The sequence below is a fragment of the Flaviaestuariibacter terrae genome, assembly GCF_054777635.1.
Window position 1 is genome coordinate 905,653 of record NZ_BAAHAL010000008.1, and the last position, 24,727, is coordinate 930,379.

21 protein-coding genes are annotated in these 24,727 nt (G+C 60.4%); 5 read left to right on the forward strand and 16 right to left on the reverse strand.

All coding sequences use genetic code 11. The features are described from left to right. Positions 1–129 precede the first annotated feature (129 nt). Complete coding sequence (gene gcvT / locus ACYU7Z_RS12010; protein WP_460570762.1) at positions 130–1,233, forward strand: glycine cleavage system aminomethyltransferase GcvT; 1,104 nt, start codon at positions 130–132, stop codon at positions 1,231–1,233. A 144-nt stretch (positions 1,234–1,377) separates the two neighbouring features. Beyond that, positions 1,378–2,133: a 2-phosphosulfolactate phosphatase gene (locus ACYU7Z_RS12015; protein ID WP_460570764.1), complete on the forward strand. Its 756-nt coding sequence runs from the start codon at positions 1,378–1,380 to the stop codon at positions 2,131–2,133. Between the two features lie 314 nt (positions 2,134–2,447). Here ACYU7Z_RS12015 and ACYU7Z_RS12020 read toward each other — a convergent pair whose 3' ends face one another. The 7 genes from ACYU7Z_RS12020 to ACYU7Z_RS12050 form a co-directional block, all read right to left on the reverse strand. Continuing rightward, positions 2,448–3,173 carry an SCO family protein gene (locus ACYU7Z_RS12020; protein ID WP_460570766.1) on the reverse strand — a complete coding sequence of 242 codons (726 nt, stop codon included), beginning with the start codon at positions 3,171–3,173 and terminating at the stop codon, positions 2,448–2,450. Continuing rightward, on the reverse strand, positions 3,145–3,714 hold the full coding sequence (locus tag ACYU7Z_RS12025; protein ID WP_460570768.1) for a toxin-antitoxin system YwqK family antitoxin: 570 nt from the start codon (positions 3,712–3,714) through the stop codon (positions 3,145–3,147). The genes ACYU7Z_RS12020 and ACYU7Z_RS12025 overlap by 29 nt, the downstream gene beginning before the upstream one ends. Then, positions 3,686–4,468 carry a YHYH protein gene (locus ACYU7Z_RS12030; RefSeq protein ID WP_460570770.1) on the reverse strand — a complete coding sequence of 261 codons (783 nt, stop codon included), beginning with the start codon at positions 4,466–4,468 and terminating at the stop codon, positions 3,686–3,688. Before ACYU7Z_RS12030 ends, ACYU7Z_RS12025 begins: the two co-directional genes overlap by 29 nt. A 45-nt stretch (positions 4,469–4,513) precedes the next feature. Continuing rightward, the gene (locus tag ACYU7Z_RS12035) at positions 4,514–4,894 is read right to left on the reverse strand and encodes a hypothetical protein (RefSeq protein ID WP_460570772.1); all 381 of its coding nucleotides are present in this window, start codon (positions 4,892–4,894) and stop codon (positions 4,514–4,516) included. A gap of 39 nt (positions 4,895–4,933) precedes the next feature. Further along, a complete protein-coding gene (locus ACYU7Z_RS12040) occupies positions 4,934–5,497 on the reverse strand; it encodes a hypothetical protein (RefSeq protein WP_460570774.1) in 564 nt (187 codons plus the stop codon). Positions 5,498–5,502: 5 nt separating this feature from the next. Beyond that, positions 5,503–5,778 carry a hypothetical protein gene (locus tag ACYU7Z_RS12045; protein ID WP_460570776.1) on the reverse strand — a complete coding sequence of 92 codons (276 nt, stop codon included), beginning with the start codon at positions 5,776–5,778 and terminating at the stop codon, positions 5,503–5,505. A gap of 88 nt (positions 5,779–5,866) precedes the next feature. Next, the gene (locus tag ACYU7Z_RS12050; protein ID WP_460570778.1) at positions 5,867–6,424 is read right to left on the reverse strand and encodes an RNA polymerase sigma factor; all 558 of its coding nucleotides are present in this window, start codon (positions 6,422–6,424) and stop codon (positions 5,867–5,869) included. Between the two features lie 963 nt (positions 6,425–7,387). Between ACYU7Z_RS12050 and ACYU7Z_RS12055 the strand changes: the two genes are divergently transcribed. The 3 genes from ACYU7Z_RS12055 to tnpA all read left to right on the forward strand — a co-directional run bounded on the left by ACYU7Z_RS12055 (position 7,388) and on the right by tnpA (position 13,740). Next, entirely contained in the window at positions 7,388–8,977 is a 1,590-nt protein-coding gene (locus ACYU7Z_RS12055) for an ABC-F family ATP-binding cassette domain-containing protein (RefSeq protein ID WP_460570780.1), read from the forward strand. 195 nt (positions 8,978–9,172) lie between these two features. Continuing rightward, positions 9,173–12,919, forward strand: coding sequence for a DEAD/DEAH box helicase (locus ACYU7Z_RS12060; protein ID WP_460570782.1), 3,747 nt, complete (start codon positions 9,173–9,175; stop codon positions 12,917–12,919). Positions 12,920–13,278: 359 nt separating this feature from the next. After that, the gene (gene tnpA, locus ACYU7Z_RS12065) at positions 13,279–13,740 is read left to right on the forward strand and encodes an IS200/IS605 family transposase (protein WP_460570784.1); all 462 of its coding nucleotides are present in this window, start codon (positions 13,279–13,281) and stop codon (positions 13,738–13,740) included. A gap of 242 nt (positions 13,741–13,982) precedes the next feature. Here tnpA and ACYU7Z_RS12070 read toward each other — a convergent pair whose 3' ends face one another. The 9 genes from ACYU7Z_RS12070 to ACYU7Z_RS12110 all read right to left on the reverse strand — a co-directional run bounded on the left by ACYU7Z_RS12070 (position 13,983) and on the right by ACYU7Z_RS12110 (position 24,636). Next, positions 13,983–14,741 carry a slipin family protein gene (locus ACYU7Z_RS12070; RefSeq protein WP_460570786.1) on the reverse strand — a complete coding sequence of 253 codons (759 nt, stop codon included), beginning with the start codon at positions 14,739–14,741 and terminating at the stop codon, positions 13,983–13,985. Positions 14,742–14,980: 239 nt separating this feature from the next. Beyond that, the gene (locus ACYU7Z_RS12075; RefSeq protein ID WP_460570788.1) at positions 14,981–17,095 is read right to left on the reverse strand and encodes a M3 family metallopeptidase; all 2,115 of its coding nucleotides are present in this window, start codon (positions 17,093–17,095) and stop codon (positions 14,981–14,983) included. Positions 17,096–17,207: 112 nt separating this feature from the next. After that, the gene (locus ACYU7Z_RS12080; protein WP_460570790.1) at positions 17,208–18,101 is read right to left on the reverse strand and encodes a hypothetical protein; all 894 of its coding nucleotides are present in this window, start codon (positions 18,099–18,101) and stop codon (positions 17,208–17,210) included. A gap of 104 nt (positions 18,102–18,205) precedes the next feature. Next, positions 18,206–18,823: a PRC-barrel domain-containing protein gene (locus tag ACYU7Z_RS12085; protein ID WP_460570792.1), complete on the reverse strand. Its 618-nt coding sequence runs from the start codon at positions 18,821–18,823 to the stop codon at positions 18,206–18,208. Between the two features lie 86 nt (positions 18,824–18,909). Continuing rightward, complete coding sequence (locus tag ACYU7Z_RS12090) at positions 18,910–19,101, reverse strand: hypothetical protein (protein WP_460570794.1); 192 nt, start codon at positions 19,099–19,101, stop codon at positions 18,910–18,912. A 55-nt stretch (positions 19,102–19,156) separates the two neighbouring features. Beyond that, on the reverse strand, positions 19,157–20,404 hold the full coding sequence (locus tag ACYU7Z_RS12095) for a S41 family peptidase (protein ID WP_460570796.1): 1,248 nt from the start codon (positions 20,402–20,404) through the stop codon (positions 19,157–19,159). 84 nt (positions 20,405–20,488) lie between these two features. Continuing rightward, positions 20,489–21,256 (reverse strand): hypothetical protein, encoded by a 768-nt coding sequence (locus tag ACYU7Z_RS12100; RefSeq protein WP_460570798.1) that lies wholly within the window; start codon positions 21,254–21,256, stop codon positions 20,489–20,491. A 165-nt stretch (positions 21,257–21,421) separates the two neighbouring features. Continuing rightward, positions 21,422–23,986 (reverse strand): M43 family zinc metalloprotease, encoded by a 2,565-nt coding sequence (locus tag ACYU7Z_RS12105; protein ID WP_460570800.1) that lies wholly within the window; start codon positions 23,984–23,986, stop codon positions 21,422–21,424. A gap of 143 nt (positions 23,987–24,129) precedes the next feature. Continuing rightward, positions 24,130–24,636, reverse strand: coding sequence for an ankyrin repeat domain-containing protein (locus tag ACYU7Z_RS12110; protein WP_460570802.1), 507 nt, complete (start codon positions 24,634–24,636; stop codon positions 24,130–24,132). Positions 24,637–24,727 lie beyond the last annotated feature (91 nt).

Sequence of the window (24,727 nt, forward strand, 5' to 3'; positions counted from 1 at the left end):
GGCGGAGATAAGGCCGCGCAATCATCCCGCCGCAGCCAACGCCTCGGGAGATTGCTTCGTCGGCTGCGCCTCCCCGCAATGACGTTTCAAGGATACGGCCGCCTATCTTTGCTCCCTTAAAACGCTTGCATGAAGAATACGCCTTTTACCGCGAAGCACCTTGAACGTGGCGCCAAGATGGCCGAGTTTGCCGGGTATAATATGCCGATCTCCTATACCGGCATCAACGATGAGCACGCAACCGTGCGCCGCAACGCCGGTGTGTTCGACGTGAGCCATATGGGTGAGTTCATCCTCAAGGGTGAAGGCGCCCTCGACCTGATCCAGCGCGTCACCAGCAATGACGCTTCCAAGCTGACGGCCGGGAAGGCGCAGTACAGCTGCCTGCCCAACGACGTCGGCGGCATCGTGGACGACCTGCTGGTGTACTGCATCGAAGAGAACAAAGTGTACATGCTGGTGGTGAACGCATCCAACATCGAAAAGGATTGGAACTGGATCCAGAAGCACAATACCGCTTCGGCAGGCTCAGGGCAGGCCGTCGAGATGCACAACATTTCCGAAGAGACCGGGCTGCTGGCCGTGCAGGGGCCCAATGCCACGAAGATCCTGCAGCCGCTGACCGACATGGACATTCTCAACCTGAAATATTACACCTTCGTAAAGGGCCGCTTCGCCGGTGTCGACAACGTACTGGTAAGCGCTACGGGCTACACCGGTGCCGGTGGTGTGGAGATCTATTTCGAAGACAAGGATGGCGCCGGTGAAAAGATCTGGAATGCCATCTTCGAAGCCGGCGAGCCGCAGGGCCTGAAGCCGATCGGCCTCGGCGCCCGCGATACGCTTCGCCTCGAAATGGGCTTTGCGCTGTACGGCAACGACATCGACGATACCACGTCGCCGCTTGAAGCGGGCCTGGGCTGGATCACGAAATTCAGCAAAGACTTCACCGCCAGGGAGATCCTGCAAAAGCAGAAAGAAGCCGGCATTACGCGCAAGCTCGTTGGCTTCGAGATGATCGACAAAGGCATTCCGCGCCACGGCTACGAGATCGTGAACGAAGGCGGCGAAGCCATCGGCTACGTAACCTCCGGCACGCAAAGCCCGAGCCTCGGCAAGGCCATCGGCATGGGCTACGTGCGCAAAGACCTTTCCGATATCGACAGCACGATCTATATCAAAGTGCGGGATAAGCAGCTGCAGGCGAAAGTGGTGAAGATCCCGTTTGAATAGGAGAGAAAGAACGCAGATCCCGCAGGGCGGGATACGCAGATTATTAAGATTGGTTATGATTTTTTAATAAGGAGATCTGCGCTAATCTTAATAATCATAATAAATCTGCGTTCTTTCTCTTTACGCAGCTCCAACCTATAAGAAATGACGAATAATAAACCGACTCTTTATACATGTCTTTCTCCCGCCTTATTACATCTGTATGATGTACGCGATTGCGTAGTGGTGGTGATCGACGTTTTGCGCGCGACGAGCACGATGGCCACCGCGCTGTACAATGGCGCCAAGGAAATCATCCCCGTCGACAGCGTGGAGCGCTGCATCCAGCTGGGTCGCGAGCTTGCCTGCATCACCGCCGGCGAGCGCGACGGACAGGTGGCGCCCGGGCTCCAATACGGCAACTCCTCGTTTGAGTATCCCCGCGAGTTCATCGGCGGCAAAACGCTCGTGCTCACCACCACCAACGGCACCAAGTTGCTGCACATGGCCCTGGCCAAAGGCGCTACCGAGATCATCACCGGATCCTTTCTCAACCTGAGCGCGGTGTGCGATCACCTCGTATCGCTGAAGCGCAATGTGATTCTTGGATGCGCCGCGTGGAAAGACAAGCCCAATATCGAAGACACCCTCTTTGCCGGCGCTGTCGTTAGCCGCATCAAGGAGCATTTCACCGTCAACTGCGACGCATCGCATATGGCCGAATGCCTCTATGGCCTCGCGAAGGACGATATGTACGAGTTCATGAAGCGCAACGACGCGTCGCACTACCACCGCCTGACCAACTTCGGGCTGGAGAAAGACATCCGCCATTGCCTCACCGAAGACCTCGCCAACGTGCTGCCGGAATACAAGGATGGCAAGCTGCTGGCCGGCCCCCTGTCCCCCAAAGGGGGCACGTAGGTTGAACGGTGCATATTTTTTTAAATACTCCGAAAGTTGTTTGATACAAAAGCCCCGCTACCAGCGGGGCTTTCTACTTAAAAATTTTCAATGTTCAATTTTCAATGCTCAAAGAGGGAGTGCGTGAAGCGGTACACCGTTGCACTTGACTATTGACTATTGAGTGTTGAGAATTGAATATTATAGACGTGCGGACGGACCAGGACAAACAGTACAGCCCATCTCATTGTCCTCGGCCAGCTGGCTGCGACAGGGCAAAAAGAGGCCGCTGCCAGGAATGGCGCGGCCGGTTCAACCTGTAAAAACGAGTAGAGTTATAGCGTGCGGGCCTTGTAGACTGGCGCTTTGATTTCTGCCTGAAGGGCGCGGATGTCGGCAATGAGCTGCTCTGTTTCCAGTGCGAGCGTTCCGTTGTAGATGCCGCGGAGGCGGCCGCTGCCATCAACGAGCAGCAGGTGCTCGGTGTGGAGAAACTCGCTGCTGTCGCGGCTGTAGCCGATTGCCTCTTCGGCGAAGTACGACTGCCGTGCAAGCGAGTAGATACGGCCCTTATCCCCGGTAAGAAAATGCCACTGCGGAAAGCTGTCGATGCCGTTGCGCCGGCGGTATTGCTGCAGCCTCGGTCTCGAATCGATCCAGGGCGTGACGCTGTAGGAGAGGAGCAGCACGCTGCTGTCGCCGCGGAAGGCACGGGCCACCTTGTGCAGCTCGCCCGTCATGATGGGGCAGATGGAGCCGCAGGAGGTGAACATGAAATTGGCTACATGGATGCGGCCGGCGATGCTGCGGTTGCTGATGATGCGGCCATCCTGGTCCGCAAAGGAAAAGGTGCCGATGCGGTGGTCGATGACCTTCTGCGCCGAGTCGGCGTTGGCGAGGAACTGCGGGCTGAAGTCGGGGCTGTTGTAATAGGGGAGGGCGGTAAGCCCATCCCCTGACCCCTTCCCGAGGGGAAGAGGAAAAGACTCCGGAGGCGGGTTCCGTGCACCGTGGCACGCCACGAGGCCAATACTAAAAGCGAAAAACAGAATCCGAAACATTGACACAGTTTTTGGTTCCGAGCAGCCCATAGCGGCGCCCGTTGCGGATCACGTAATTGGCGCGCGTTTTCCCGTTGTCGTACCAGAGGCGCTGCGGTCCTTCCTCGTAGCCGGCGCGGTAGGTATGTTCGGCAATGAGCGCGCCGGCGCGGTTCCATTCGCGCGCAGTGCCTTCGTACTCACCCTCTTTGAAATGGTATTCGAGCTTCGGCCGGCCGTTGTCCCAAAAGCTGCGCATCGTGCCGGTTTTCCGGCCCTTGTCGAAGAAGCGGCTTTCGGCGAGGCGGTTGCCGGGATAGTAGCGGCGCCACTCGCCCTCCTCGAGCCCATTGCAGTAGGCGATGCTGGATACGCTGTCGCGGCCATTGGGCGCGAGCTCGAACACGCGCCCGCTGAAGGGCCGTCCGTCGCTGTAGTAAATACCCGCGCGGTTTTCGAGCGACAGTGTCGCTGCATTGTAGGAGCCGGCGTCCTGCGGTGCCGATGCGCATCCCGCGAGCAGCAGCGCCAGGCTAGCGTGTAATCGTACCTGCCGTGCCATAGAAGCCGCTGCCGTTGATGTAAGGATCGGTGGACGTAATGTGGTAGTGGTAAATGCCCGCCGGGTAATCGGCCGTGACCGACGTGTGGCCGTGAAAGGCATCGAGCTGGCTGTTGGTAACCGTGGCGCCGTTCTCCTCGGGGCCATACACCGGGAAGCCGTCGAGGAGGAAGCCAAGCAGCGCCGACTTCGTGGCCTTCACGGTAGTGAGGTATTTCGGCTCTACGTGGTAGTGGTAATCGCCGCCTTGTGCCGGGTGTCCCCACCACTGGTCGAAGGAGACAACCTCGTTGGTAAGTGGCTGGTTGGGACCGGCATACTGGTTGAAGAAGGGAACGCCGTTGAGCGATATGCCGATGGGACCGAGGGGTGTGGCCGCATGTGCCGTTGCTGCCTGCGGGTTGAGCGGCAGCTTGAAGGTATAGTTCTGCGTAGCGATGCTGTTGGGATTGCGGTGGAACTGGTTGCCGCCAAAGGTGCTGCCGCTGTAGTTTTCATAGAGCGCGTTGCTCGTAGGATAATAGGCGCTCTTGTGATCGGGCGTGCCGGTTGTCTTGATGTAAACCCAGGAGCCATCCGTAGTTATACTGGTTGCGCCATAGATCCTGGTATAGACTGCGGGTACGTTGGCGTCGATCGTTGTGCCGCCGGTTGTCGCGCCTGTCGTATTATTTGTCGTGTCGTTGTTCTTTTTGCACGCGAACGAAAAAAGGAGCACCAGGCTACCGGTGGCAAGGAGCGGGGCTTTGAGCATGGCTTTGTTTTTTAGTTAGACGATGAACGAAAAAAATTCCTGCGGTCAGCGGCTTGCGGGCGGCGGAGGCACGTCGCCGGGCGGCGGTGGCGGCAGAAGGCGGTGCTCCATCCGCAGGAAGTCGTCGGCCTCTTCGCGTGTGAGCTCGGGGAGGATGCGGGCGTCGCGTTGCTTCACCAATTGCTCCACGGCGCCGCGGGCCGGAGGCTGCGCCCGATCCTGATCGTGGAGGCGATCCATGGCGCTATAGAAATCTTCGAACGCGGGATGCAGGCGCTGCAGCTTTTGCGGCGTGAGCGGGAGGCTGTGCAGGATGCAGCTGCTGTCGTGCCGCCAGCGCATTTCGTGCGTCGGTGGTTGCGGAGGCTGGGCATGGAGGTAGCAGGTGAGCAGCAGGAGGGTGCTGCCCATCAGGATCTTTTTCATGATGGAGGTTTTAAAAGATGATCGTAACGTGTATCCGTACTAGTTGTCGCCGGGTGGTGGGCCGTCGGGGCGTCCTTCCGGCGGACCGTCATGGGGCGGGCCATCGGGCCGGTCGTCGCCGGGCGGTCCGGGACGATGCTGCCGGGGAGGGGCTCCCATCTGCCCGAGCACGCGGTTGATGATGCGGTCGAATTTTTCTTTTTGCGAATCGTTGCAGAGGGCGCGCACAAGGCGGAAGTGGTCGTAGGTGCTGCGGTCGATCTGCCCCTGCAGGCTGCCGATGGCGGCGGCGATGGAGTCGGAGGCGGGCTCGTTGCGGCGGATGCCGGCGAAGAAGCGTTCCTTGAGGTCGCGCATCTGGTTGCGATAGCCTTCCACGCGGCTGTGGTGGTCGTTGCGGAGCGAGTCGAATCGGAGGCGCTGGAGGCTGTCGAAGCCGAGCTCGCGAACGAGCAAAGCGCCGGGGCCGCCGCGCTGCGGGCCTTCGGTAGTGTCGGCGTCGCGGCTCTTTTCCTTCTGCAGCCAGATGGTAGCCATGAGGCCGATGTTGAGCAACAGCAGTACGGTTATAGCAATGGCGACCCAGTTCGGTTTGCGGTTCATACGTGTTATTGATAGGTTTCCGGCAGGCTGAGTGAATAGTCGGAGGCGATCGTGCGGGCGCTGGCGTCGCTGACCGCGGGCTCCTGGCGAACGGCGCGCAGCGTGAATACGTTGAGCACCGCTACCAGCAGCAGCGCCAGCGCGAGGCGCCAGGCCATCCTTCGCGGAAGCAGCTCGCCATCCATCCGTGTGCGCAGCTTACTGTAGAAATACGGACCCGCTTCGGCACGCGCCGCGCCGTCGAGAGAAGCCAGTATGTCGTCGATGCGTTTGTCGTTCATAAAGACGTTATTTTATCTGTCAGGTTACCGGCACTTATTCGCCAGCATCCTTCGACAGGCTCAGGATGACAGAGTTCAATTCCCTTTATCACCCCATTCCTTTCAGCGTTTTCCTCAGGTTCTGCTTCGCGCGCTGCAGCAGTGACTCCACCGACGAAACGGTTGTGCCCAGCACGTCGGCGATCTCCTGTTGCCCGAGTCCTTCCAGCTTTTGCAGCACGAAGGCGGCCTGCTGGTTTTCCGGCAGCGCGCGGATGGCGCGGAACAGGAGTGCGCTGTCTTCCCGCTGCTCGGTCGCTACACCGGGGTGCTGGAAGTCGGGCGCTTCCGGCGCCGTTTCGTGGCGGCTGAAGAGCGATACCAGCAATCCCCCGCGCTTCTGGCGCTGCTGCTTCTTGTTGAAGTCGAGCGCCCCCGACACCGCGATGCGGTAGATCCAGGTGCCCAGCTGCGCCTCGCGCTTGAACGCGCCGATACCCTGCCACACCTTGATGAACACTTCCTGGGCGAGGTCCTCGGCATCTTCGGCGCGCTGCACAAGGCCCAGCACCGTATTGTAGATGCGGTCCTGGTACTGCTCCACCAGCACGCGGAATGCGCGCTCCTCCCGCCGTTGCAGGCCCTCGATCAGGTCAGTTTCGGTCAAAAATGGGCTCGTTTAGAAGTTAGACGACGAAGGAACGGAATTCCTGCGGGATGCGGTTGCGCACCCGGGCATCGCGGTGACCCACCCCCCGACCCCTTCCCTGAGGGAAGGGGGAGATGACCTCACCCCCGGCCCCTCTCCTAAGGAGAGGGGAGTGTGGGCTTTTGTTTTCACATTGACGTTTTACCAAACGGGCATCCCTGCGGGATGCGGAGGGATTGACGGTGGAAGCCGGGTGGGCCGGTGCTTAATGATTGACAGGGAAAGGGAATAACCGAGCGGGCATCCCTGCGGGATGCATAGGGGTTCAAAAATGGATTATTGGTGGGCGTCATTGAGGGGGTGAATACGAAACAGATCGATCGGATGGCATCCCGCAAGGATGCACGCTTAGTGGCCCGCAGGGGTTCAAATCATTCGCAAGCATCCCGCGGGGAGGCCACTTTTGGGGGTAGGGAATGGCCGCCAGGAGCGAACAGCGCCCCGGCGGGGCGCCATGTCTGTGGCCCCGGGCGGTACGCCCTGGGAAAAGGAGGGGAATGATCGATCTCCCCCTTCCCTTAGGGAAGGGGGCCGGGGGGATGGGTCTTACTCCCCTTCCGTTCGGGGAAGGGGTTGGGGGATGGTTCTGGCAGGGGATGGGCGTCGGCCCCGCGGCACGCGGGGATTCGGGGTCCCCGGGGAGCAGGATGATTTACAGGGCCGGCTGCACCGCGGGGGCATGCGCGACCGCCTCCAGCACGACCAGGCCGGTTTCCGGAGCCGCTAGCGTTGCCAGCCCGCGCGATCCAACCCTCGAACCGCGCTCCGGCTACTGCTGTTAACATTCAACGGTTGCCGGATCAATTCTTATCTTTGTGTCCTTCCCCACTCAATACGCGTCGATGTAATACCCGCTTTCTTTCCCGGACATACGATAAGCCGCCACGGCGGCCCGATTCTTCACTCCCAAAGAAAGCCCCGATGCTATTTCTACAGAACGTGACCTACCGTCATGCCGACGGCAGCGTCCTTTTCCGCAATCTCGATCTATCCCTGGCCGCGCCTGCGAAAGCCGCCCTCGTCGGCCCCAATGGCGCCGGCAAATCCACGCTGCTGCGCCTGCTGGCCGGACGGCTCAGCCCTTCGGAGGGTACGGTGCGCGCCCAGCCGGCGCCCTTCTATATGCCCCAGCACGCAGACGATTCGTATGGCAAAACCGTGGCCGACGTGCTCGGCGCGCGCGACAAGCTCGACGCGCTGGCGCAGGTGCTTGCCGGCAACAACGTGGAGGACGCCCTGCTTCGCCTCGACGACGACTGGACCGTGGAGGAGCGCTGCCGCGCGGCCCTCGCCCACTGGGGCCTCGCCGACATTGACCTCACCCGGCCGATGCCGACGCTCAGCGGCGGGCAGGCAACACGCACGTTCCTGGCGGCGGCCACAGTGCGCCAGCCGCGCATCCTGCTGCTCGACGAGCCGAGCAACCACCTCGATGCCGCGGGCCGCGCCCTGCTTTACGACTTCGTGCAACAGGTGAACGCGCTGCTCCTCGTGGTGAGCCACGACCGCGCGCTGCTGCGCCTGCTGCCGCACACATTTGAGCTCGGTCCCGGCGGGCTTGACGCCTACGGCGGCAACTACGACTTCTACGCCACGCGCAAGGCGCAGGAGCTCGAGGCGCTTTCCGGGAGCCTCCAGCAGCAGGAAAAAGAGCTCCGAAAGGCCCGCCAGGCGGCCCGCGAGAATGCAGAACGCCGGCAGCGCCTCGAGAGCCGCGCCGAAAAAGGCAGCCACAAGGCCGGCCTGCCGGCGATCGTGATCAACACACTCCGCAACAACGCCCAGAACAGCACCGCCCGCGCCAAGGGCGTGCACGAGGAGAAGGTGGAAGAACTACGCCTCGGCGTGGAGGAGCTGCGCGCCGCCCAACCGCAGCGCGACAAGATGAAGCTCGCATTCGGCGCGCCGGCCCAGCACCCGGGCAAGACACTTTTCGCGGCCACAGGGCTCCAATACAGCGCCGGCGGGCGGTCGCTGTGGGCGCCCCTCGACCTGCACATTGCCAGCGGCGAGCGGATCGCCATCGAAGGCGCTAACGGCGCCGGCAAGACAAGCCTGCTGCGCCTGCTCCTGGGGAGCCTCGAGCCTTCGGGCGGCACGCTACAGCGCTTCGCGGAGCGCGCCCTGTACATCGACCAGCAGTATTCCCTCCTCGATGACAGTCTGACGGTGCTGGAGCAGGCGCAGCGCTTCAACCGCCGCGCGCTGCCGGAGCACGAGCTGCGGATCTGCCTCGACTGGTTCCTGTTCGGCGCCGCGGCGATGGACAAGCGTTGCGGCGACCTGAGCGGTGGTGAGCGGATGCGTCTGTCGCTGGCCTGCGTGCGCATTGCCGACGAGGCACCCGACCTGCTGGTACTCGATGAGCCGACCAACAACCTCGACCTGGCCAACATCGGCATCCTCACCGATGCGGTGCGCGCTTATACGGGAACGCTGCTGGTTGTGTCGCACGATCCGCAGTTCCTGCAGGAGATAGGTGTGGTGCGAAGCATCGGGCTGCAGCTGTGAGCGGAGCGCTTCGTCGCCTACCGAATTAACGGTAAAATATCCTTGAAGCTCAGGTAATCCGGGTCTTTTTCCTTTACTTTTGCCAATTGCCCTTTCCCGAACGCCGAAGCTTTGGCGAAAGCCGAAACGCTTTCCGAAACCTGGAGCCGGCGCAGGTGAAGAGGCAGTGCGCGAGAACCCTAAATCACATATTGTTTGGCATTACCCCATCTACTGAAATACATCTATACACAGGGCAGTGAGGAAGTGATCCGTCGTGGGAAGAAGATCCATGCGCTGGGCCTGGTAGACCTGGCAGAACACGACGAACTTTTCGGATCGGCAACGTTCCGCGTAAAGGACGACAACTACTCCACCTATTACAAGGTGTTCGTGCAGCAGTACAAGGACCCCAAGGGCCTTTCGGTACGCTGCAGCTGCCCCTACAACCTCGGCGACATCTGCCGCCACGAGGTCGCTGCGCTGCTGCGCCTGCAGGAGATGCTCGACAAGGGCCTCCTCCTCAACGGCGAGCGTGCCTACGACCAGGGGCATACGGTGGCCAAGATGAAGTCGATCGAGATGAAGACCCTGCGTCTTCTCTCGTCGCCGGAGATCTTCGTGGAAGCCGAGGAATACCTCAAAACGCGCAAGCCCGTTATCGAGAGCGCCATCGACGAAGTGGTGAAGGCTTCGGTGACCATCGAGGGCGAAACCTGGCGCGTTGGTATCCGCCGCAACGAAGAGCGCACCTTCGACACAAGCTCCGACTACGTCGACCCCGACCATCCCCTTTGCCTGCCCAAAGTGATCGTGTTTCTTTACCTGCACGCCACCTATGGCGCCAACTACTTCGACACGATCCGCAACTGGGATAAAGAAAAGAACAAGCTCCTCGAGCTCTATGGCTATTCGCTGAGCGATGACCTGAAGGGCAAATTCGAATTCACCTATAAGGAAGGCAAGCCCTACCTGCGTGTGCTCGACCCGAGCATCAAGCGCGTGGCGCCGCCGGTGCTCAGCGCGCCGCGACGACCCGAGCCGGTGCCCGTTGCCGAGCCCGAAGAAAAGCTGCCCGAAAAGGGCGCGCCCGAGCGCGGCGTTGCTGTTGTGTTCAATTGCAACAAGACCTCCTACCCCTGGTTCAGCATCGACGTCGTGGAAGGCGAACTGGCCGACGGCACGCTCACGGGCCGCGTTGAAAAGCTTGACCTGGGCCGGTATATCGACCTGGAGTCGTACAGCGAAACCGACCGCAGCCTCATCACCGTAGCGCGCAAGCTCCAGGAAGGCGAGCTCAATAAATACCTCAACCGCAACTCGCCCTTCTCCGGCTTCTGGGAAAACATCGTGCAGCAGGAAGGCGAGGAGCTACCCGCCGAAACCAAGGCGCTGATGGATGAATACCTGCTGCCGCGTCTCCGCAAGCTGGCGCAGGACTTCAGCAGCTCGCCCGTATTTCTACTGCCCAAGGGCAAGAGCTTCAAAACGGCGAACCTCGACCCCGTGGCCTTCAACGACAAGCCGCTCGTGCCGCAGTTTGCCGTAGCGCCCGTAGCCAAAGGCTACGAGATTGACTGCTTCGTAAAGCCCGAGTCGGTGGCCTTTGGTCTTTCCGACAACGAAGCGCCGACGCCGCTCTTCTTCCTGTACAACGGCGAGCTCTTTTTCTGGCAGAACAACGAGGCTGCCTCGGTGGCCATGCAGTTTCTTCCGACCGGCACCATGACCGTCGACAACGAGGCCTGGCCCGTAACGCTCGAGAAGATCGTGCTGCCGCTGGCACGCGAATACAAGGTCGACTTCGACAGCCGCCTCATCGACCAGGTGAAAGACGGGGAGCCCGATGTGAAGCTGTATCTCCAGGAAAAAGGCGACTACCTCGTGTTCACGCCCGTCTTTAATTACAAAGGCTTCGATACGCGTGGCAACGACCGCGACGAGCTCGTGCTGCCCTTTGGCGACAAGGTAGTCGTGGTGCACCGCAACCGCCCGGCCGAAAGCCGCTTCGTGGAAAAGGTGCGCGCGCTGCATTCCAACTTTATCGACTACGACGACGGCGCGGCCCTAGCGCTCCGTGGCACCGAGGTGCTCAAGAACAACTGGTTCTTCCTTTTTGTGGATGCGATGCAGGAAGCGAAAGTGCAGGTGTTCGGCTTCGAGCAGCTGAAGAACTTCCGCTTCAACACGGCCAAGCCCACAACGCATATCTATATCTCGTCCAACACCGATTGGTTTGATGCCAAGGTGGACATTCTCTTCGGCGACCAGCGTGTGTCGGTAGCCGAGGTGAAACGCGCGCTCGCCAACAAGCAGCAATTCGTACAGCTTAACGACGGCACACTCGGCATCCTCCCCGAAGAGTGGCTCAAGAAGTACGCGCTGCTGTTTCGCGTAGGCGAAGGCAAGACCAACAGCCTGAAGCTGTCGCGCTACCACCTGAGCGTCATCGACGAGCTCTATGAGAACCGCGACGAAGAGGAGCTCGAGATCCAGCTCGAAGAGAAGTACGAGCGCATCCGCGAGAACCACCAGATCCGCGAGATAGAGCCGCCGGCGCACCTGAAGCCGATCCTGCGTCCGTACCAGGCCGCGGGCTTCCAGTGGCTCAACTACCTGCAGGAAGTTGGCTGGGGCGGTATCCTCGCTGATGACATGGGTCTGGGTAAGACCGTGCAGGCGCTTTCGTACCTGCAGCATTACCACGACGAGAATCCCGATATGCACGCGCTGGTGGTTTGCCCGACCACGCTGATCTATAACTGGGAGAACGAGATCAAGAAGTTCACGCCCTCACTTACCTATCATATTCACCACGGCCCGCAACGTCACCGCGACCCCGAGGTGCTGAAGCAGTTCAACGTCGTGATCACCACCTACGGCACGCTGCGCAGCGACATCAAGACCTTCACTTCGCTCGGTATCGACTACGCCGTGCTCGACGAATCGCAGGCCATCAAAAACCCGCAAAGCAAGGTGGCGAAAGCGGCGGCACTACTGCCCGCGAAGAACCGTCTTTGCATGAGCGGTACCCCGCTTCAGAACAACACCTTTGACATCTACGCGCAGATGAACTTCCTCAACCCCGGCATGCTGGGCACGATGGAATTCTTCCGCCAGGAGTTTGCCATACCGATCGACAAGTTCGGCGAGGCCGAGCAGAAGGAGCACCTCAAGAAACTGCTCTATCCCTTCATCCTCCGCCGCACGAAAGAACAGGTAGCAAAAGACCTTCCCGAAAAAACCGAGCAGGTGCTCTTCTGCGAAATGGAAGACGAGCAGCGCAAGATCTACGATGCGTACCGCAACGATTTCCGCGCACGCATTCTCGGCACCATCGAGGAGCAGGGCATCCAGAAGTCGCAGTTCACGATCCTGCAGGGCCTCATGAAGCTGCGCCAGATCTGCGACTCGCCGGCGATCCTCAACGAAGAAGAGAAATTCGAGAACCACTCCATCAAGCTCGACGAGCTCGCCCGCGAGATCACGGAGAATATTGGTCACCACAAGGCGCTTGTGTTCTCACAGTTTCTCGGCATGCTGGCGCTGATCAGAGAGAAGCTCGAGAGCCTCGGCATCCGCTACGAGTACTTCGACGGCAGCACTTCGGCCACCGACCGCGAGAAGGCGATCCAAAGCTTCCAGAAAGACGACGAGGTGCGCGTGTTCCTTATCTCGCTCAAAGCCGGTGGCGTGGGTCTCAACCTCACCGCCGCCGACTACGTCTACATCGTCGATCCCTGGTGGAATCCCGCCGTGGAGCAGCAGGCCATCGACCGTACGCACCGCATCGGGCAGACGAAAAATATCTTCGCGTACCGCATGATCTGTAAAGACACGATCGAAGACAAGATTATGGAGCTGCAGGAGCGCAAGCGGGTGCTGGCCAAGGAGCTCATCGCCGACGATGCCAGCTTCGTGAAGAGCCTGAGCCGCGAGGATGTGGAGTACCTGTTCAGCTAAAATCTAGGTTCACGGAACCCGAAGCTTCCGAAAGCAAATCACGAAAAAAAATAAAGCGCCCCTCGCATTGCGAGGGGCGCTGTCGTTTCGGAGTGAGTGCGTTACGAAATAAGCCTGTCTGTTTCTCAAATTGATAGTCAACGTTCACTTTTTACACATCTCAACCTCTTGTCTCGCGCCCAACCAAACTAGGATATCGCTCATGTAGTGTGTCAACCGGCGCGTAGCGCCGGCATTTTATCGCCTCGGGCTTTAGCCCGATACACCACGCCCTGCAAGAGAAAAAAAGCAGGAAATCCTGTTGTTTTCCCCATGGAAATGCGCCCCAGATACCGCTAGCTTTCGGGCAAATTGGTCCTATGTCCAACACCTGGAAGCAATCGGCCGTGCATGTTGTGTTTGCACCCAAGTATCGAAAAGCGCTGCTCCTGCCTTCTATCCGCGAGCGCGTGGAAAGACATATGGCGGGGAAGATCGACGGGATGGGTCATCAGCTGATGGCTATGTATGCAATGCCAGATCACGTGCATATCCTGATGGCGATTTCCATGAATATGGCGCCGGCCATGATCATGCAGGTCGTAAAGGGTGAAACGTCTCATTGGATGAATGAGCAGCAGCTTTTGCCCGCACATTTCGAATGGCAGCGTGGCTATCGCTGGTTTCATGTGTCGGCCGACCGCATTTCAACGGTGGCCCAGTACATCCGTAGCCAGCCCGAGCATCACGGCCGGGAGCGCTTTCTCGATGAGGAACGGCGACTGCTTCAGGAAGCGGGCGTGCCATTCGATCCGCAGTATGGATTTCACGATCCCGAATAGGCAATGGGGCTGAAGCCCCATTGATAAAGTGGCGGCGCTACGCGCCGCATTCCTGTGTAACTGCCCGCTGTCCTCGGGCTGAAGCCCGGCGAAAAAGTATTGGCACTACGCGCCACGCTTCGGTGCTCGTTGCCGGGCAGTTGAAGCCTCAGGTGAAAGAGGCGCTACGCGATACTTCAGCGCCGGGCACCCATCGGGCTGAAGCCCGATTCGATAAAAAAAGGGCGCTACGCGCCCGGTCTTCAGGTGTTTTGCCTGGCACTCTGGCCAATGGCCTTCGCCGCCTGCGCAAATTCTGCCGGCATCAGTACAACGGTGGTGGTGTTGTTGTCGATACCGATCTCGCTCAGCATCTGCATGCGCCGCAGCTCCAGCGAAAACGGCGAGTCTTCCATCTGCTTGGCACCCTGCGTGAGCTTGATAGAGGCTTCGAGCTCGGCTTCGGCCTTGATGAGACGGGCGCGCTTTTCGCGGATCGCTTCGGCCTCGCGCGCCATCGCGCGTTGCATCGACTGCGGGATCTCCACGTCTTTCATTTCCACCATCACGATCTGGATGCCCCAGGGCTCCGTGGCGGCGTCGACCATTCGCTGCAGCGTGTTGTTGATGCCCTCGCGGTCTTTCAGCACGTCGTCGAGCAGGTGCTGGCCGATGATGTTGCGGAGCGCCGTTACAGCAAACTGGTATACAGCCTGCGTGTAGTTGGCGACGTTGATGACGGCCTTCTGCGGGTCGTTGACGCGGAACCAGAGCACCGCGTTCACCTTGATGGTGACGGAGTCCTTGGTGATGGTTTCCTGCTGCTCGAGGTCTACGGTGCGGGTGCGGATGTCGATGGTTTGCTGCCGCTCGATAAACGGAATGATCCAGTAAAGTCCCGGGCCCTTGGTAGCCTGGAAGCGACCAAGGCGAAACACGATAGCGCGCTGGTATTCCTGGGCGATACGAAAGCCGGATAGGGCAAGCACGAAAAGGATCAGCAAAATGATCTGGATAGGCATGGCTGTAAAATTTAAAGTGGTAAAAAAGCAGTGTTGTTAGTGCGACCAGTTGGTCATGAAGACTGCGGTAGCTTCTTTTTAGTGCCGGGCGGCACTGTGTGCTAAGGCGAAATAAAGGTAGCAACGACGCGTTTGCGGCAAAGCGGTTGTTATTCGTGGCATCGGATTGTCGGGACGAAACCGCGCATGACTATTAGGAACGCCGCGAAAAAAGCCACCGCAGTGGTGGCTTTCATTCGTTAATGCGCATTGGTATCGAGCAGGGCCTGCATCGGGCGGATATCCGGGTCCTTGCCGCGGAAGCTGCGGTACATCGTGCCGTAGTCGATGCTGCTGCCGCGCGAAAGCACCATACGGCGGAATCGTTCGCCGTTGGCCCTTGTCAGCCCGCCATGCTCCTGGAACCAGGCAAAGGCATCTTCCGACAGCATCTTGGTCCATTGGTACGCATAGTAGCCCGCGGCATAGCCGTTACTGAAGATGTGCAGGAAGTAGCTCGAGCGATACCGCGGGGGCACCTGCGGCAGGTCGAGGCCGGTGCTGCGCAGCGCCTGCGCTTCGAAGCTGTCGACATCCGCCGGTTTAGCAGTTGGCGGCAGCTTGTGCCAGCTCATGTCGAGGAGCGCAGCCTTCACGGCCTCGGTGAGCGCGTAGCCCTGGTTGAAGGTGCCGCCGCGGCGGATCTTCGCCACCAGCTCCTGCGGTATCGGCTGCTTCGTCTGGTAGTGTACCGCGTAGTTGCGCAGCACTGCCGGGTCAAGCGCCCAGTGCTCGTTGAACTGCGAGGGAAACTCGACGAAGTCGCGCGCATTGCTGGTACCCGAGAGCATCAGGTACTTCTGGTCGGAGAACATGCCGTGGAGCGCGTGGCCGAACTCATGAAAGAGCGTGCGTACATCATCGAAGCTGAGAAGCGCCGGCTGGCCCGGGGCGGGCTTCGTGAAGTTGCAGTTGTTGGTCACCACGGGACGCGTGCCGAAGAGGCGGCTTTGCGGTACGAGGTTGTTCATCCAGGCGCCGCCGTTTTTGTTGTCGCGCTTGAAATAATCGCCGTAGAAAAGCGCCAGCGGCTTGCCGTCTTTATCGAACACTTCCCACACCCGCATATCGGGCTGCCACGTCGGCAGGTCGTGCCGCTCGCGGAAGGTTATTCCGTACAGCATTTCGGCGGCATAAAACACACCCTTCTCGATCACGGTATTCAACTCGAAGTAGGGTTTTACCTGCGCTTCGTCGAGGTCGTATCTGGCCTTGCGCACCTGCTCGGAATACAGGTCCCAGTCATAAGGAGCGAGCGTAAACCCGGCAGCACTCTTGTCGATCTGTTGCTGGATGTCGGCGCTCTCCTGTTGCACCTTCGCGCGGAGCAACGGCGTCAGCCTGGCAAAAAAAGCATCAACGGTCGCCGGGTTGCGGGCCATCTGGTCCTGCAGCTTCCAGTCGGCATAGCTCGCGAAGCCCAGCATCCTGGCTTTCTCCGCGCGCAGGGCAGCAAGACGCAGGATCAGCGGACGCGTGTCGTTCGAGTCGCCACGCTCGCCGCGATTCCACGATGCTTCGAAGAGGCCGGCGCGCACGTCGCGCTGGCGAAGGCTGGCAAGCGCCGGCTGCTGCGTTGTGTTGCGGAGCGGAATGAGCCACTTGCCGGTAAGGCCACGTGCTTTGGCACCGGACGCATACGCCGCTTTTTCGGATTCGCTGAGGCCTTCGAGGTCGGCTTCGCGGGAAACCACTAGCGCGCCGGCTTTACTGCCGTTTATCAGCAGGTTCGAAAACCGCGCGGTCAGTGCGGCCTCCTCTTCGTTGAGGCGGGCAAACTGCGTCTTGTCGGCTTCCGACAGGTTCGCGCCCGACAGCACGAAGCGCTGGTAGGTGAGCTCCAGCAGGCGCCGCGACTCAGGATCGAGTTTCAGCTTTTGCCGTTGGGCATACACGGCCTTCACGCGCGCAAAGAGCTTTCCATTGAGATAGGTGGCATTTCGGCTGGCGGCCATCTTCGGTGCAAACTCCTCCTGCAGGCGCTGCAGCGTGTCGTTGGTGTTGGCCGACGATACCGCCGAGAACGGGTAGGATACGCGCATCAGCAATTGCCCGGCCTTGTCGAGCGCCACGATGGTATTGTCAAACGTAGGCGGTCGCTTGTCGTTGGCGATGCGTTCCACATCGGAAAGCCGCGCGCGCAGGCCCGCTTCGAGGGCGGGGCCATAGTCGCTGCTGCGGATTCGGTCGAAGGGCGGTACCCCGTAGGGCAACGTGCTTGGCTCGGCAAAAGGATTGTTAGCCGGCAGTTCCTGGGCGGCGCCCGGCAGCGACAGGCCCAGTATAAATACGGGTATGAGGAAGCGGATATTCATGCACGATGATTTGAGTTTGGAAAAGATACAGCTAATCGCCGCAGCTTCAGCAGGAGCGCGCGCAACAAAAAGCCCCTCCGGTGACGAAGGGGCTTCTGTGGTCTCAGATTCTTTATTTGCGGAAGTAGGCGTAGAGCGTGCTGCCGTCTTCCTGGTAGATGGAGCCAAGGTAGCCCTCTGAGCCCTGTCCGTAAAAGTCGTACGAAACAACAGCTGTCGTTTGCCCGTCGACGATGCCCAGCAGGGCCAGCATCTGCACCGGCGGCGTCGTCCCATTGAGCAGGAAGTTGTCGGTGCGGGTGTACCTGCGGCGGATCAGCAGCGCGTTGACCGGGGCCGCGGCGCCGGGACGCTGCAGGCTGCCCGAGCCAACGACGCTGAGGCCGCCGCTGTAGGTTGTTTTTTGTGCAATGGGTGCGTTGTTAAGAAAGAAGTTGGGCGCTGTAACCGTGCCGTTTTCCTGGATGACAGATGTGAACGAAACGGTGTCGCCTTCGTAGGCCGGCAGTGGCGGCGTCCAGGGCATCTTGTTGGGCGTATACGCGTTGCTTTGCGCGCTGAAGTTGATTGTAGCCGTACCGGGCACCACGAAATTGACCGCAGGCAGCGAGCGCCCGAGCTCGAACCAGCCGTTGTTCGACACTTCATAATACGTGCTGATGTTGATCGGCTGTGTATTGCCGCCGACACCGAAATCTATTTGCTGCGTGCGGGCATAGGTGGCGCTGGGAAAGCTGCTGTTGGATGCTGCAACCAGGCGCATCGTGTCGGCGGTGCCGCCGCTGAGGCTGCTGTAGTTCCAGGTCTGGCCAGTGCCGGTTGCAGGCTGCAGCGAGCCTGAGGTGGCCGTATAATAATTGAACAGCAGGTAGCTGCCGGGCACAAATTGCTGCGACAACGCAGATGCGCTTACGTTGGGGCCACTTCGTGCAGGCGTAGTATCATCTTTTTTCTTACAGGAAGCGGCCAGGGCGAGGAGCGCGAAAGCAAACAGCGGAGCACGCATAGATTTTGGTTTATGGACAAGAAAGATACGACAGGCGTTGCTCCCGCATAAGAAAAGCCCGCACATCGCTGCGCAGGCTTCCTGTTTTTGCTGGTCAAATACTATCAGAGCAGGCCTTTGCGCCGCGCCTCTTCCTCGTCGCGCAGATTTTGCTCGTGGCGCCGACGGATCGCTTCGGGGTCGTCGCCCGTGAGGTGACTGGCCGGCAGCTCTTCGGCCTCGCGGCGCAGCGGTGCTGTGTCGCGGCTTGCCGTGGGCCGGTTGAGGCGACGGTCGTCGAAATGCTCGTGGTTATAAAAATTCTGGTCGAGGTCTTCGCCGGCGATGTTGCTGCCAAGGGCCGTGTGCTCGCGGCCGAAGACCTGGCTGATGTCGATCTCCGACTTCGGGCCAAGGTGGCTGCGGTCGTAGCGCGGCAGGGCGCGGAGCTGGTACGGGGTGACGCTGGCGAGGATCACGCTGTCATCGGCGGGGTGCAGCTGCGCAAAGCCGATCGGCACGAGCACATTCCGCTTTTCCAGCTGCAGCTCCTTGTTATCGGTCAGGGCTACCACGAGGTAGCGCACGCGTTGCGCCACGGTATCGATGATGAGCTCGCTCACCTTGCCGAGGCGGTGGCCATCGCTGCTGATCACCTGCCAGTTGTGAATATCGGGCTGGCCTTTCACCATCTCAAACCCGGAGCCGCGGAATTCCTGCAGGCGCTTTTTATCTGTTGCCATAATTGTTTTGTTTTATTGATTGGGTTTCGTGTGCCATAAGGCCTCAGCCAGCAAAGGCTGTCCGCTCACGTACACGGGCCCCCGCGTTAAGGATTACGGTTCGCGCCATTGTCGGGCGCCTGCTGCGTGGTTGTGTTGCTGGCCGGCGCGGGCGTCGTATCGTTCGACACATGCTGGTTGCGCCATACGAGGTAACCGATAAGGGCCAAGACAAGGATCGCCACAAGCACCCAGGGCAATACGGAGCGCTTCCGCCGTTGTACCAATAGTTCTGCCATAACAAATAGTTTTTACCCTTAACCCGGTATAAAATCTGTGCCAGAAGGGGCCGGGTCAGCGCGCGTGCGCGGCGAGCCAGGCACGCGCGGCCTGCAGGGTCGCGTCGGTGCCGGCGGGGGCGGGCGGCGTTTCGTGGATGCGCCGAAAGCGCTCGCGGGCCGTCCCATCAACGTGGTAGAGCCGCTCGGCGCTGAGGTTGTAGCCGATGCCGCTGTGCGGCAGGCGGAAAGAATAAATGGCCCCGTTGAGACCGGCCATCGGGTGGCCGAACAACTCGGCCCGCCCCAGTGCATGGAGCCCGATGACGATGCCTTCGCCCATGCTGCCCGTCCAGGCACCCGCCAGTAGGGCCACCGGTTTTGTATAGGCCTTGCCCCGTGGCGAGACGATCTCCACCCAGCTTCGCCGCGCGCCGAAGCGGCCACTGTCGGAAGGCAGCTCGTGGCGCTGGTAGTAGCCTTCGCGGGTGATCAGGCGACCCATAAGCGCACGGGCAACGGCGGTGTTGCCGCCGCTGGGCGTTTCGCGGAGGTCCAGGATGAGGGCACGCGTGCTGCCGGCCATCCGGTCGATCACCGAATCGAACGCGGGCACAAGGTCCTCGTCGCCGAGGCTGTTGTTGATGGCGATGTAACCGATGCCTCCTTCGAGCACGCGCGCTTCGAGAAGGCCGTTGTAGGAAAAGCTGTCGATGTTGAAGGCGGCATCCGGAGCGTATTCGGCGCTGCCGTTGCTGCCGCCGAGGCGGAGGCGTCGCGGCCGGTTGTGGGTGCCGGCGAGGAGGAGCTGCAACGCAAAAAGGCGGGCGGCCGGGTCGGGCGTGCTGAGGCAGCGTGGCAGCAGGGGGCGCAGGGCTTCTTCGATGGGAAGGCCATCGATCGCCAGCACTTCCATGCCCGCCCGGATACCCGCGCGTTCGGCGCCGCTGCGTGGACGTACTTCGGTGATAAACGCCCTTGGGCCGGCGAGCCGCAAGGCCAGGTCGGCGCCGGTGGGCACCAGTCGGTAGGAAGCCGCCGTGTTGGAATTGAGACCAACGTGCTGGTCGTAAAGCTCGCGGAGCACGCGCTCGAGGAAGCCGGTAAACTGCGCCCGTGTGCGGATCGTGTCGAGCTGGGGCCGGTAGGTTTCCCGCACGCAATTCCAATCGGTTTTCTTCCCGGGCCAGTAGGCGTATTGCTCGCGCACGGTGGTCCACAGCGCGTCGAAATCCTCGCGGAGATCGGCAGGCGTCAACTGTTGCTGTGCGCGGGCCGTGCTGGCCAGCAGCACTGCAAAAAGAAACTGGGCGGCGCGGTTCATGTCGTTTAAAGGTAGGTGATGGACAAAAAAAGGCCCCCGCAAAAGAGGGAGCCGACCTTCTGTCCTATGAGAAAAGTTAACTGCTTATTCGTATTCAAAAGTGCTGACCTGCGTACCCTTTGTTGCCGTAGCGGGGTATCCGGCGGCGTTGAACGTGTAGCTGGTAGACTCCGTTTGATCGAGTACTGTGCCCGGGAAATCGTAGGCTACCGAAGTGAGCTCATGGCGCGCATAAAAGTGGAGCGAGAAGCCGGCCTGGTCGAGCACCCACGCCGAGATCGACGGGAACGCCGTTTTGTGATTGCCGTAGGTGAAGCTGGCCTTGTACATGCCGGCATTATCGGACACCTGCGTTACTTCCCCGTTGGCGTCGTAGCTGAATGTGAAATCGTCCGAGTCGGCATCGAGGAGCATTTCGAGGTGCATGCCCGTTACGCGGTTAGCCGTCACCGTGTAGGTAAGCTGGTCGTCTTCGTACAGCTCGTCGGGCTGGCCGGGAATGTGCTTCCAGCTTTTGAACGTGCCGCTCACCGGCTTGCCGTTGCTGTAGGTGTAGCTGTAGATGTTGTGAAATTCGGTCTCCGATTCATCAACGGTTACGAGGTTTCCTGCGGCATCATACGAGAACACGGTGGTCTCGCTGTTGTCGGTTGTCTTGAACTGCAGGAGGCGGTGCTGGCTGTCGTAGGTGAAGTTGTAAACCTTGCTGACCCCGTTTTCGGTTTCGGTAAGCTTCTTCAGGTACATGGTCGTGCTGCCGCCCGTGCCGGGATTGCTGTTGCTGTCTTTTTTCTTACAGGCCGTGAGGCTGAGCGCCGCAATGGCGGCGATGGAGAGTGAGGTGCGTTTCATGGTTATTCCTGGTTTGTGACGCAAAGATGTTCGTCGCGGAGTGTCGCGCATCCTGCAGGTATCATGAGTTGCCAAAAGCGCGGCGTGAATTGCGCGGCGGGATGATATAAACGAAAAAGCCCCCGCCGGGCGGCGGGGGCTTTCGTATTTCTACGGTAAGAAAGATCAGAGGCGAACGAACTTCAGCGTCGTCGTCTTGCCCTTGTTGGTGTCGCCCACGAGCTGGTAGGCGCCGGTGGCGAGGGCGTTGGCGTCGAAGCCAAGCGTGTTCTGGCCGGCAACCGCTTGCTGGGTGAAGCGCTTCACAATGCGGCCGTTGGCATCGATCACCTTCCACTCGATCTTCATGGCGCGGGCCACGTACACGCGGAGGGTCGATGTGTTGCGAATGGCGTTCGGCATCAGCACGATGCTCTGCACGTCGGTGTTGATGTTGCTGACGGCAGTACCACCGCAGGCGCCGCCGGTATTTACGGTGAGTACCGAGTTGCCCGACTGTGTCGTTACGTTACAGGCGTTCTTGACCACTACGTAGTAGGTGGCGGCGTCGGTAGCGCTGGCCGAGGCGATCGTGTAGGTAGCGCCCGTGGCCGAGGCGATGGGGCTGCTGCCTTTGTACCACTGGTAGCTGAGGCTGGCGTTGCCGGTAGCGGCCACCGAGAAGGTGACGGGCGAGCCGGCGCAAACGGCCTGCGTGGCAGCGGGCTGCGTGGTGATAGTCGTTGTGCGGCAGGTGCTGCTTACGTTGATGTTGTCAACGAAGATGTTGTTGCCGTAGCTGGTTTTGTTCTGCAGGATAACTTCCACCGTGCCGCTGGCCAGGGCGCCGGCAACGGCGACGCGCTCGCGGCGCCACTGGGCGGCCGTAGGGTTCGTGAAGGCGGTAGTCGACGGTCCGGCAGTTGCCAGGTTGGCGCCGGCGTTCTGGTAAATGTTCGTATACGAGGTTCCGCAGTTGTTGCTCACGAGTACGTTGAGCGTATCGGAATACTCGTCGCCGGTCGTGGCATCAACGTAGTTCTGGTGGGCCACGTCGAAGGACACAACGAGCGAGTCGGCGCCCGCTGTCAGTGCCGTGGGCACGAGGCGGATATCGTCGGTGCTGCCGGTGTTGGCGTTGTCGTAGTTGTCGATGAAGGCCGAGCTGCCGCTGCCGCCGGCACCAACGTTCACCTTGCGCCAGGTGGTGTCGCCGTGCAGGTTGTTGATGTTGAAGTTGGCCGAGGGGAAGGAAGCGCCTTCGAAGTTCTCGGTGAGCGGAGCGGTAACGGTGCCGAGGTTGATCGTCGTGGAGATGACGTCGTTGGCTGCCGCGCCGTCAACGCCGCCATTGGGGCTCGACGTGGTCACCTTGATCACGTTGGTACCAGCTACTGTAGTGATGGACGGGAGGGTCAGCGTGGCCGTGTTGCCGTACGCGATGTTGAGGCCGTTGAAGGTGGTCGATACCGGTGTGTTGCTGTTCAGCTGAACCGAAACCGTAAGCGAGGTGATGGTGCTGTTGCCGCGGTTAACGATCTCAACGCGGGGCGTCATGGCGCCGGGGCACACGGGGATCGAGAAGCCCGAAGCGCTGCAGGCCGTGTTGTCGAACAGGATGCCACCGGGGTTGATAAGGCGGGCCGGGGCAACGTCGAGGTTCGGAGTACCTACGGGAGCCGTGGCGCCATCGGTAGTGAGGTAGCCGGGACGCAGGTTCTCGAGTACATATTCCATACGCGCTACCTGGTTCGTGGTGAACATCGAGTAGCAGGCGTCATTGGTGTAGTCCATGAAGTTCTGGTACATCTTTCCCGGGGGGTTCGGTGCCTGCGCAAGCGTGCAGCCGGTCGACGATTGAGCGCCTGTGGGGCAGCCCGAAGTCTCGTTGGTCTGGCCGGGCGTGTCATCGGCAGCAGAACCGTACAGGTTGGAGGGAAGGGTTCCGGTACCGAGGCTCAGCTGGGCGAAGTCATTACCGGCGGCACAACCCTGGAAGATGTGGTAAAGGCCGAAGTTGTGGCCGATCTCGTGAACGGCGGTGCGGCCCTTGTTGAAACTGCTATTGGAGAAGCAGCCGGTCGAGAATACCGAGTATTCGATGCATACGCCGTCAATACCTACCTGGCTTGCCGTCGTTTCCGTGGCGTTGCCAGGTCCGATCGCCGGAGAGATACCCAGCAGGGTGGCGGAGCTGCCTACCCAGATGTTGTAGTACTTGGTAACATCCCAGGGGTCGAGGCCGCCGTAGTTGGCGTGCTTGATCGGCTGGAAGGTCTGGGTGAGGATTTCAAGTTCGCCGGCGCGGCGCTCCAGGCCGGTAGTGAAGCCACCGGTGGGGGTGCGGCGGGCGCGGGTAAAGCGGATCTTCGAGTGACCGCGCTTCGCGTAAAAATTCACACCGTTGGTGCTGTCGGCGTTGGTACCGCCGAAGTCCAGGTTCAGCTGGGCGATCAGGGCATCGACCTGCGCTTCCGTGATGATGAAGGGGTTGGGAAGTACTACGTGCACCACTACCGGGATCGTCACCGGTGCGGTGAGCGTGGAGGTGCGGGCCGGGGCGGCCTCGCGCTGGTGCGCTTCATAGGCGGCACGGTAGGCAGGATCCTGGAGCTGGCGCTGAAGTACCACTTCGGTACCGCAGGAGCGTGTCTGGGGGCTCTTGGGGAAATCGGTGCGGGAGGTTTGCGCCGCAGCCGTAGATGCGACCAGTACGCATAAACCCAGGAAGTAGCGTGTAAACTTTTTCAAAGCAGGGAAGTTTGGCGTTAAGAAAAATATAGGGACTAAAATTAATGAATAGCCGGCAACTGGCCCGAAAAAGCCGGCCCAAAGGGCGTTTCGTCCCGTTAAATAAGGTTAATTCGGCAGGCATGGGGGAGACCTGTTTGCCCTCAGGCCGGCTCCTCTTCCTGCGGCAGGTAGCGCAGCAGCAGCTGCACCATCGGCTCGTTTTCCTGGATCAGGGCGTGGTCGATGGGATTTTTGCCGCGGGCGTCGGCTACGAGTACCGAAGCGCCGCGCTGGAGCAGGGCTTCGGCAAAGCCGATATGACCAAAGGTGGCGGCGAAGGTGAGGGCCGTGGCCCCGTTGCTGTTCCGGAGGTGCACGTTCGCGCCCGACTCGAGGAGGCGATGAAAAAGGCCGGGATATCCCTTGAAGCAAACGCCCATCAGCGCCGTATTGCCCGCGGCGTCGGCCGCATCGAGGTCGGCGCCCCGCTGCAGCAGCAGGTCGGTAACGTCGGGTGCGTCGTTGTAAACGGCTATGATCAGCGGGGTGAAGCCACGGGCATCGGGCCCGTCGAGCAGCAGGGGATCTTCCTGAAGCAACTGCTCGGCCGAGGTCCGGTCGTTGCGGCGGCAGGCATCGAAAAAGGCCGCCTGGAAAGGAGAAGGCATGGGAAAGGGCTTTGCAGCAAGTTACAAAAAAACGGGAAGCGGCACGGGACGTGGGAATCCGCAGTCGCAACACCCATCCCTGGCCCCTTCC

What these genes read in the sequence shown, in the direction of transcription:
- ACYU7Z_RS12110 (WP_460570802.1), bottom strand. Translation starts at nt 24,636, where the DNA reads ATGCCTTCTCCTTTCCAGGCGGCCTTTTTCGATGCCTGCCGCCGCAAC.
- ACYU7Z_RS12025 (WP_460570768.1), bottom strand. Translation starts at nt 3,714, where the DNA reads ATGGCACGGCAGGTACGATTACACGCTAGCCTGGCGCTGCTGCTCGCG.
- ACYU7Z_RS12075 (WP_460570788.1), bottom strand. Translation starts at nt 17,095, where the DNA reads ATGAATATCCGCTTCCTCATACCCGTATTTATACTGGGCCTGTCGCTG.
- gcvT (WP_460570762.1), top strand. Translation starts at nt 130, where the DNA reads ATGAAGAATACGCCTTTTACCGCGAAGCACCTTGAACGTGGCGCCAAG.
- ACYU7Z_RS12085 (WP_460570792.1), bottom strand. Translation starts at nt 18,823, where the DNA reads ATGGCAACAGATAAAAAGCGCCTGCAGGAATTCCGCGGCTCCGGGTTT.
- ACYU7Z_RS12015 (WP_460570764.1), top strand. Translation starts at nt 1,378, where the DNA reads ATGACGAATAATAAACCGACTCTTTATACATGTCTTTCTCCCGCCTTA.
- ACYU7Z_RS12040 (WP_460570774.1), bottom strand. Translation starts at nt 5,497, where the DNA reads ATGAACCGCAAACCGAACTGGGTCGCCATTGCTATAACCGTACTGCTG.
- ACYU7Z_RS12100 (WP_460570798.1), bottom strand. Translation starts at nt 21,256, where the DNA reads ATGAAACGCACCTCACTCTCCATCGCCGCCATTGCGGCGCTCAGCCTC.
- tnpA (WP_460570784.1), top strand. Translation starts at nt 13,279, where the DNA reads ATGTCCAACACCTGGAAGCAATCGGCCGTGCATGTTGTGTTTGCACCC.
- ACYU7Z_RS12020 (WP_460570766.1), bottom strand. Translation starts at nt 3,173, where the DNA reads ATGTTTCGGATTCTGTTTTTCGCTTTTAGTATTGGCCTCGTGGCGTGC.
- ACYU7Z_RS12070 (WP_460570786.1), bottom strand. Translation starts at nt 14,741, where the DNA reads ATGCCTATCCAGATCATTTTGCTGATCCTTTTCGTGCTTGCCCTATCC.
- ACYU7Z_RS12035 (WP_460570772.1), bottom strand. Translation starts at nt 4,894, where the DNA reads ATGAAAAAGATCCTGATGGGCAGCACCCTCCTGCTGCTCACCTGCTAC.
- ACYU7Z_RS12045 (WP_460570776.1), bottom strand. Translation starts at nt 5,778, where the DNA reads ATGAACGACAAACGCATCGACGACATACTGGCTTCTCTCGACGGCGCG.
- ACYU7Z_RS12090 (WP_460570794.1), bottom strand. Translation starts at nt 19,101, where the DNA reads ATGGCAGAACTATTGGTACAACGGCGGAAGCGCTCCGTATTGCCCTGG.
- ACYU7Z_RS12055 (WP_460570780.1), top strand. Translation starts at nt 7,388, where the DNA reads ATGCTATTTCTACAGAACGTGACCTACCGTCATGCCGACGGCAGCGTC.
- ACYU7Z_RS12095 (WP_460570796.1), bottom strand. Translation starts at nt 20,404, where the DNA reads ATGAACCGCGCCGCCCAGTTTCTTTTTGCAGTGCTGCTGGCCAGCACG.
- ACYU7Z_RS12080 (WP_460570790.1), bottom strand. Translation starts at nt 18,101, where the DNA reads ATGCGTGCTCCGCTGTTTGCTTTCGCGCTCCTCGCCCTGGCCGCTTCC.
- ACYU7Z_RS12030 (WP_460570770.1), bottom strand. Translation starts at nt 4,468, where the DNA reads ATGCTCAAAGCCCCGCTCCTTGCCACCGGTAGCCTGGTGCTCCTTTTT.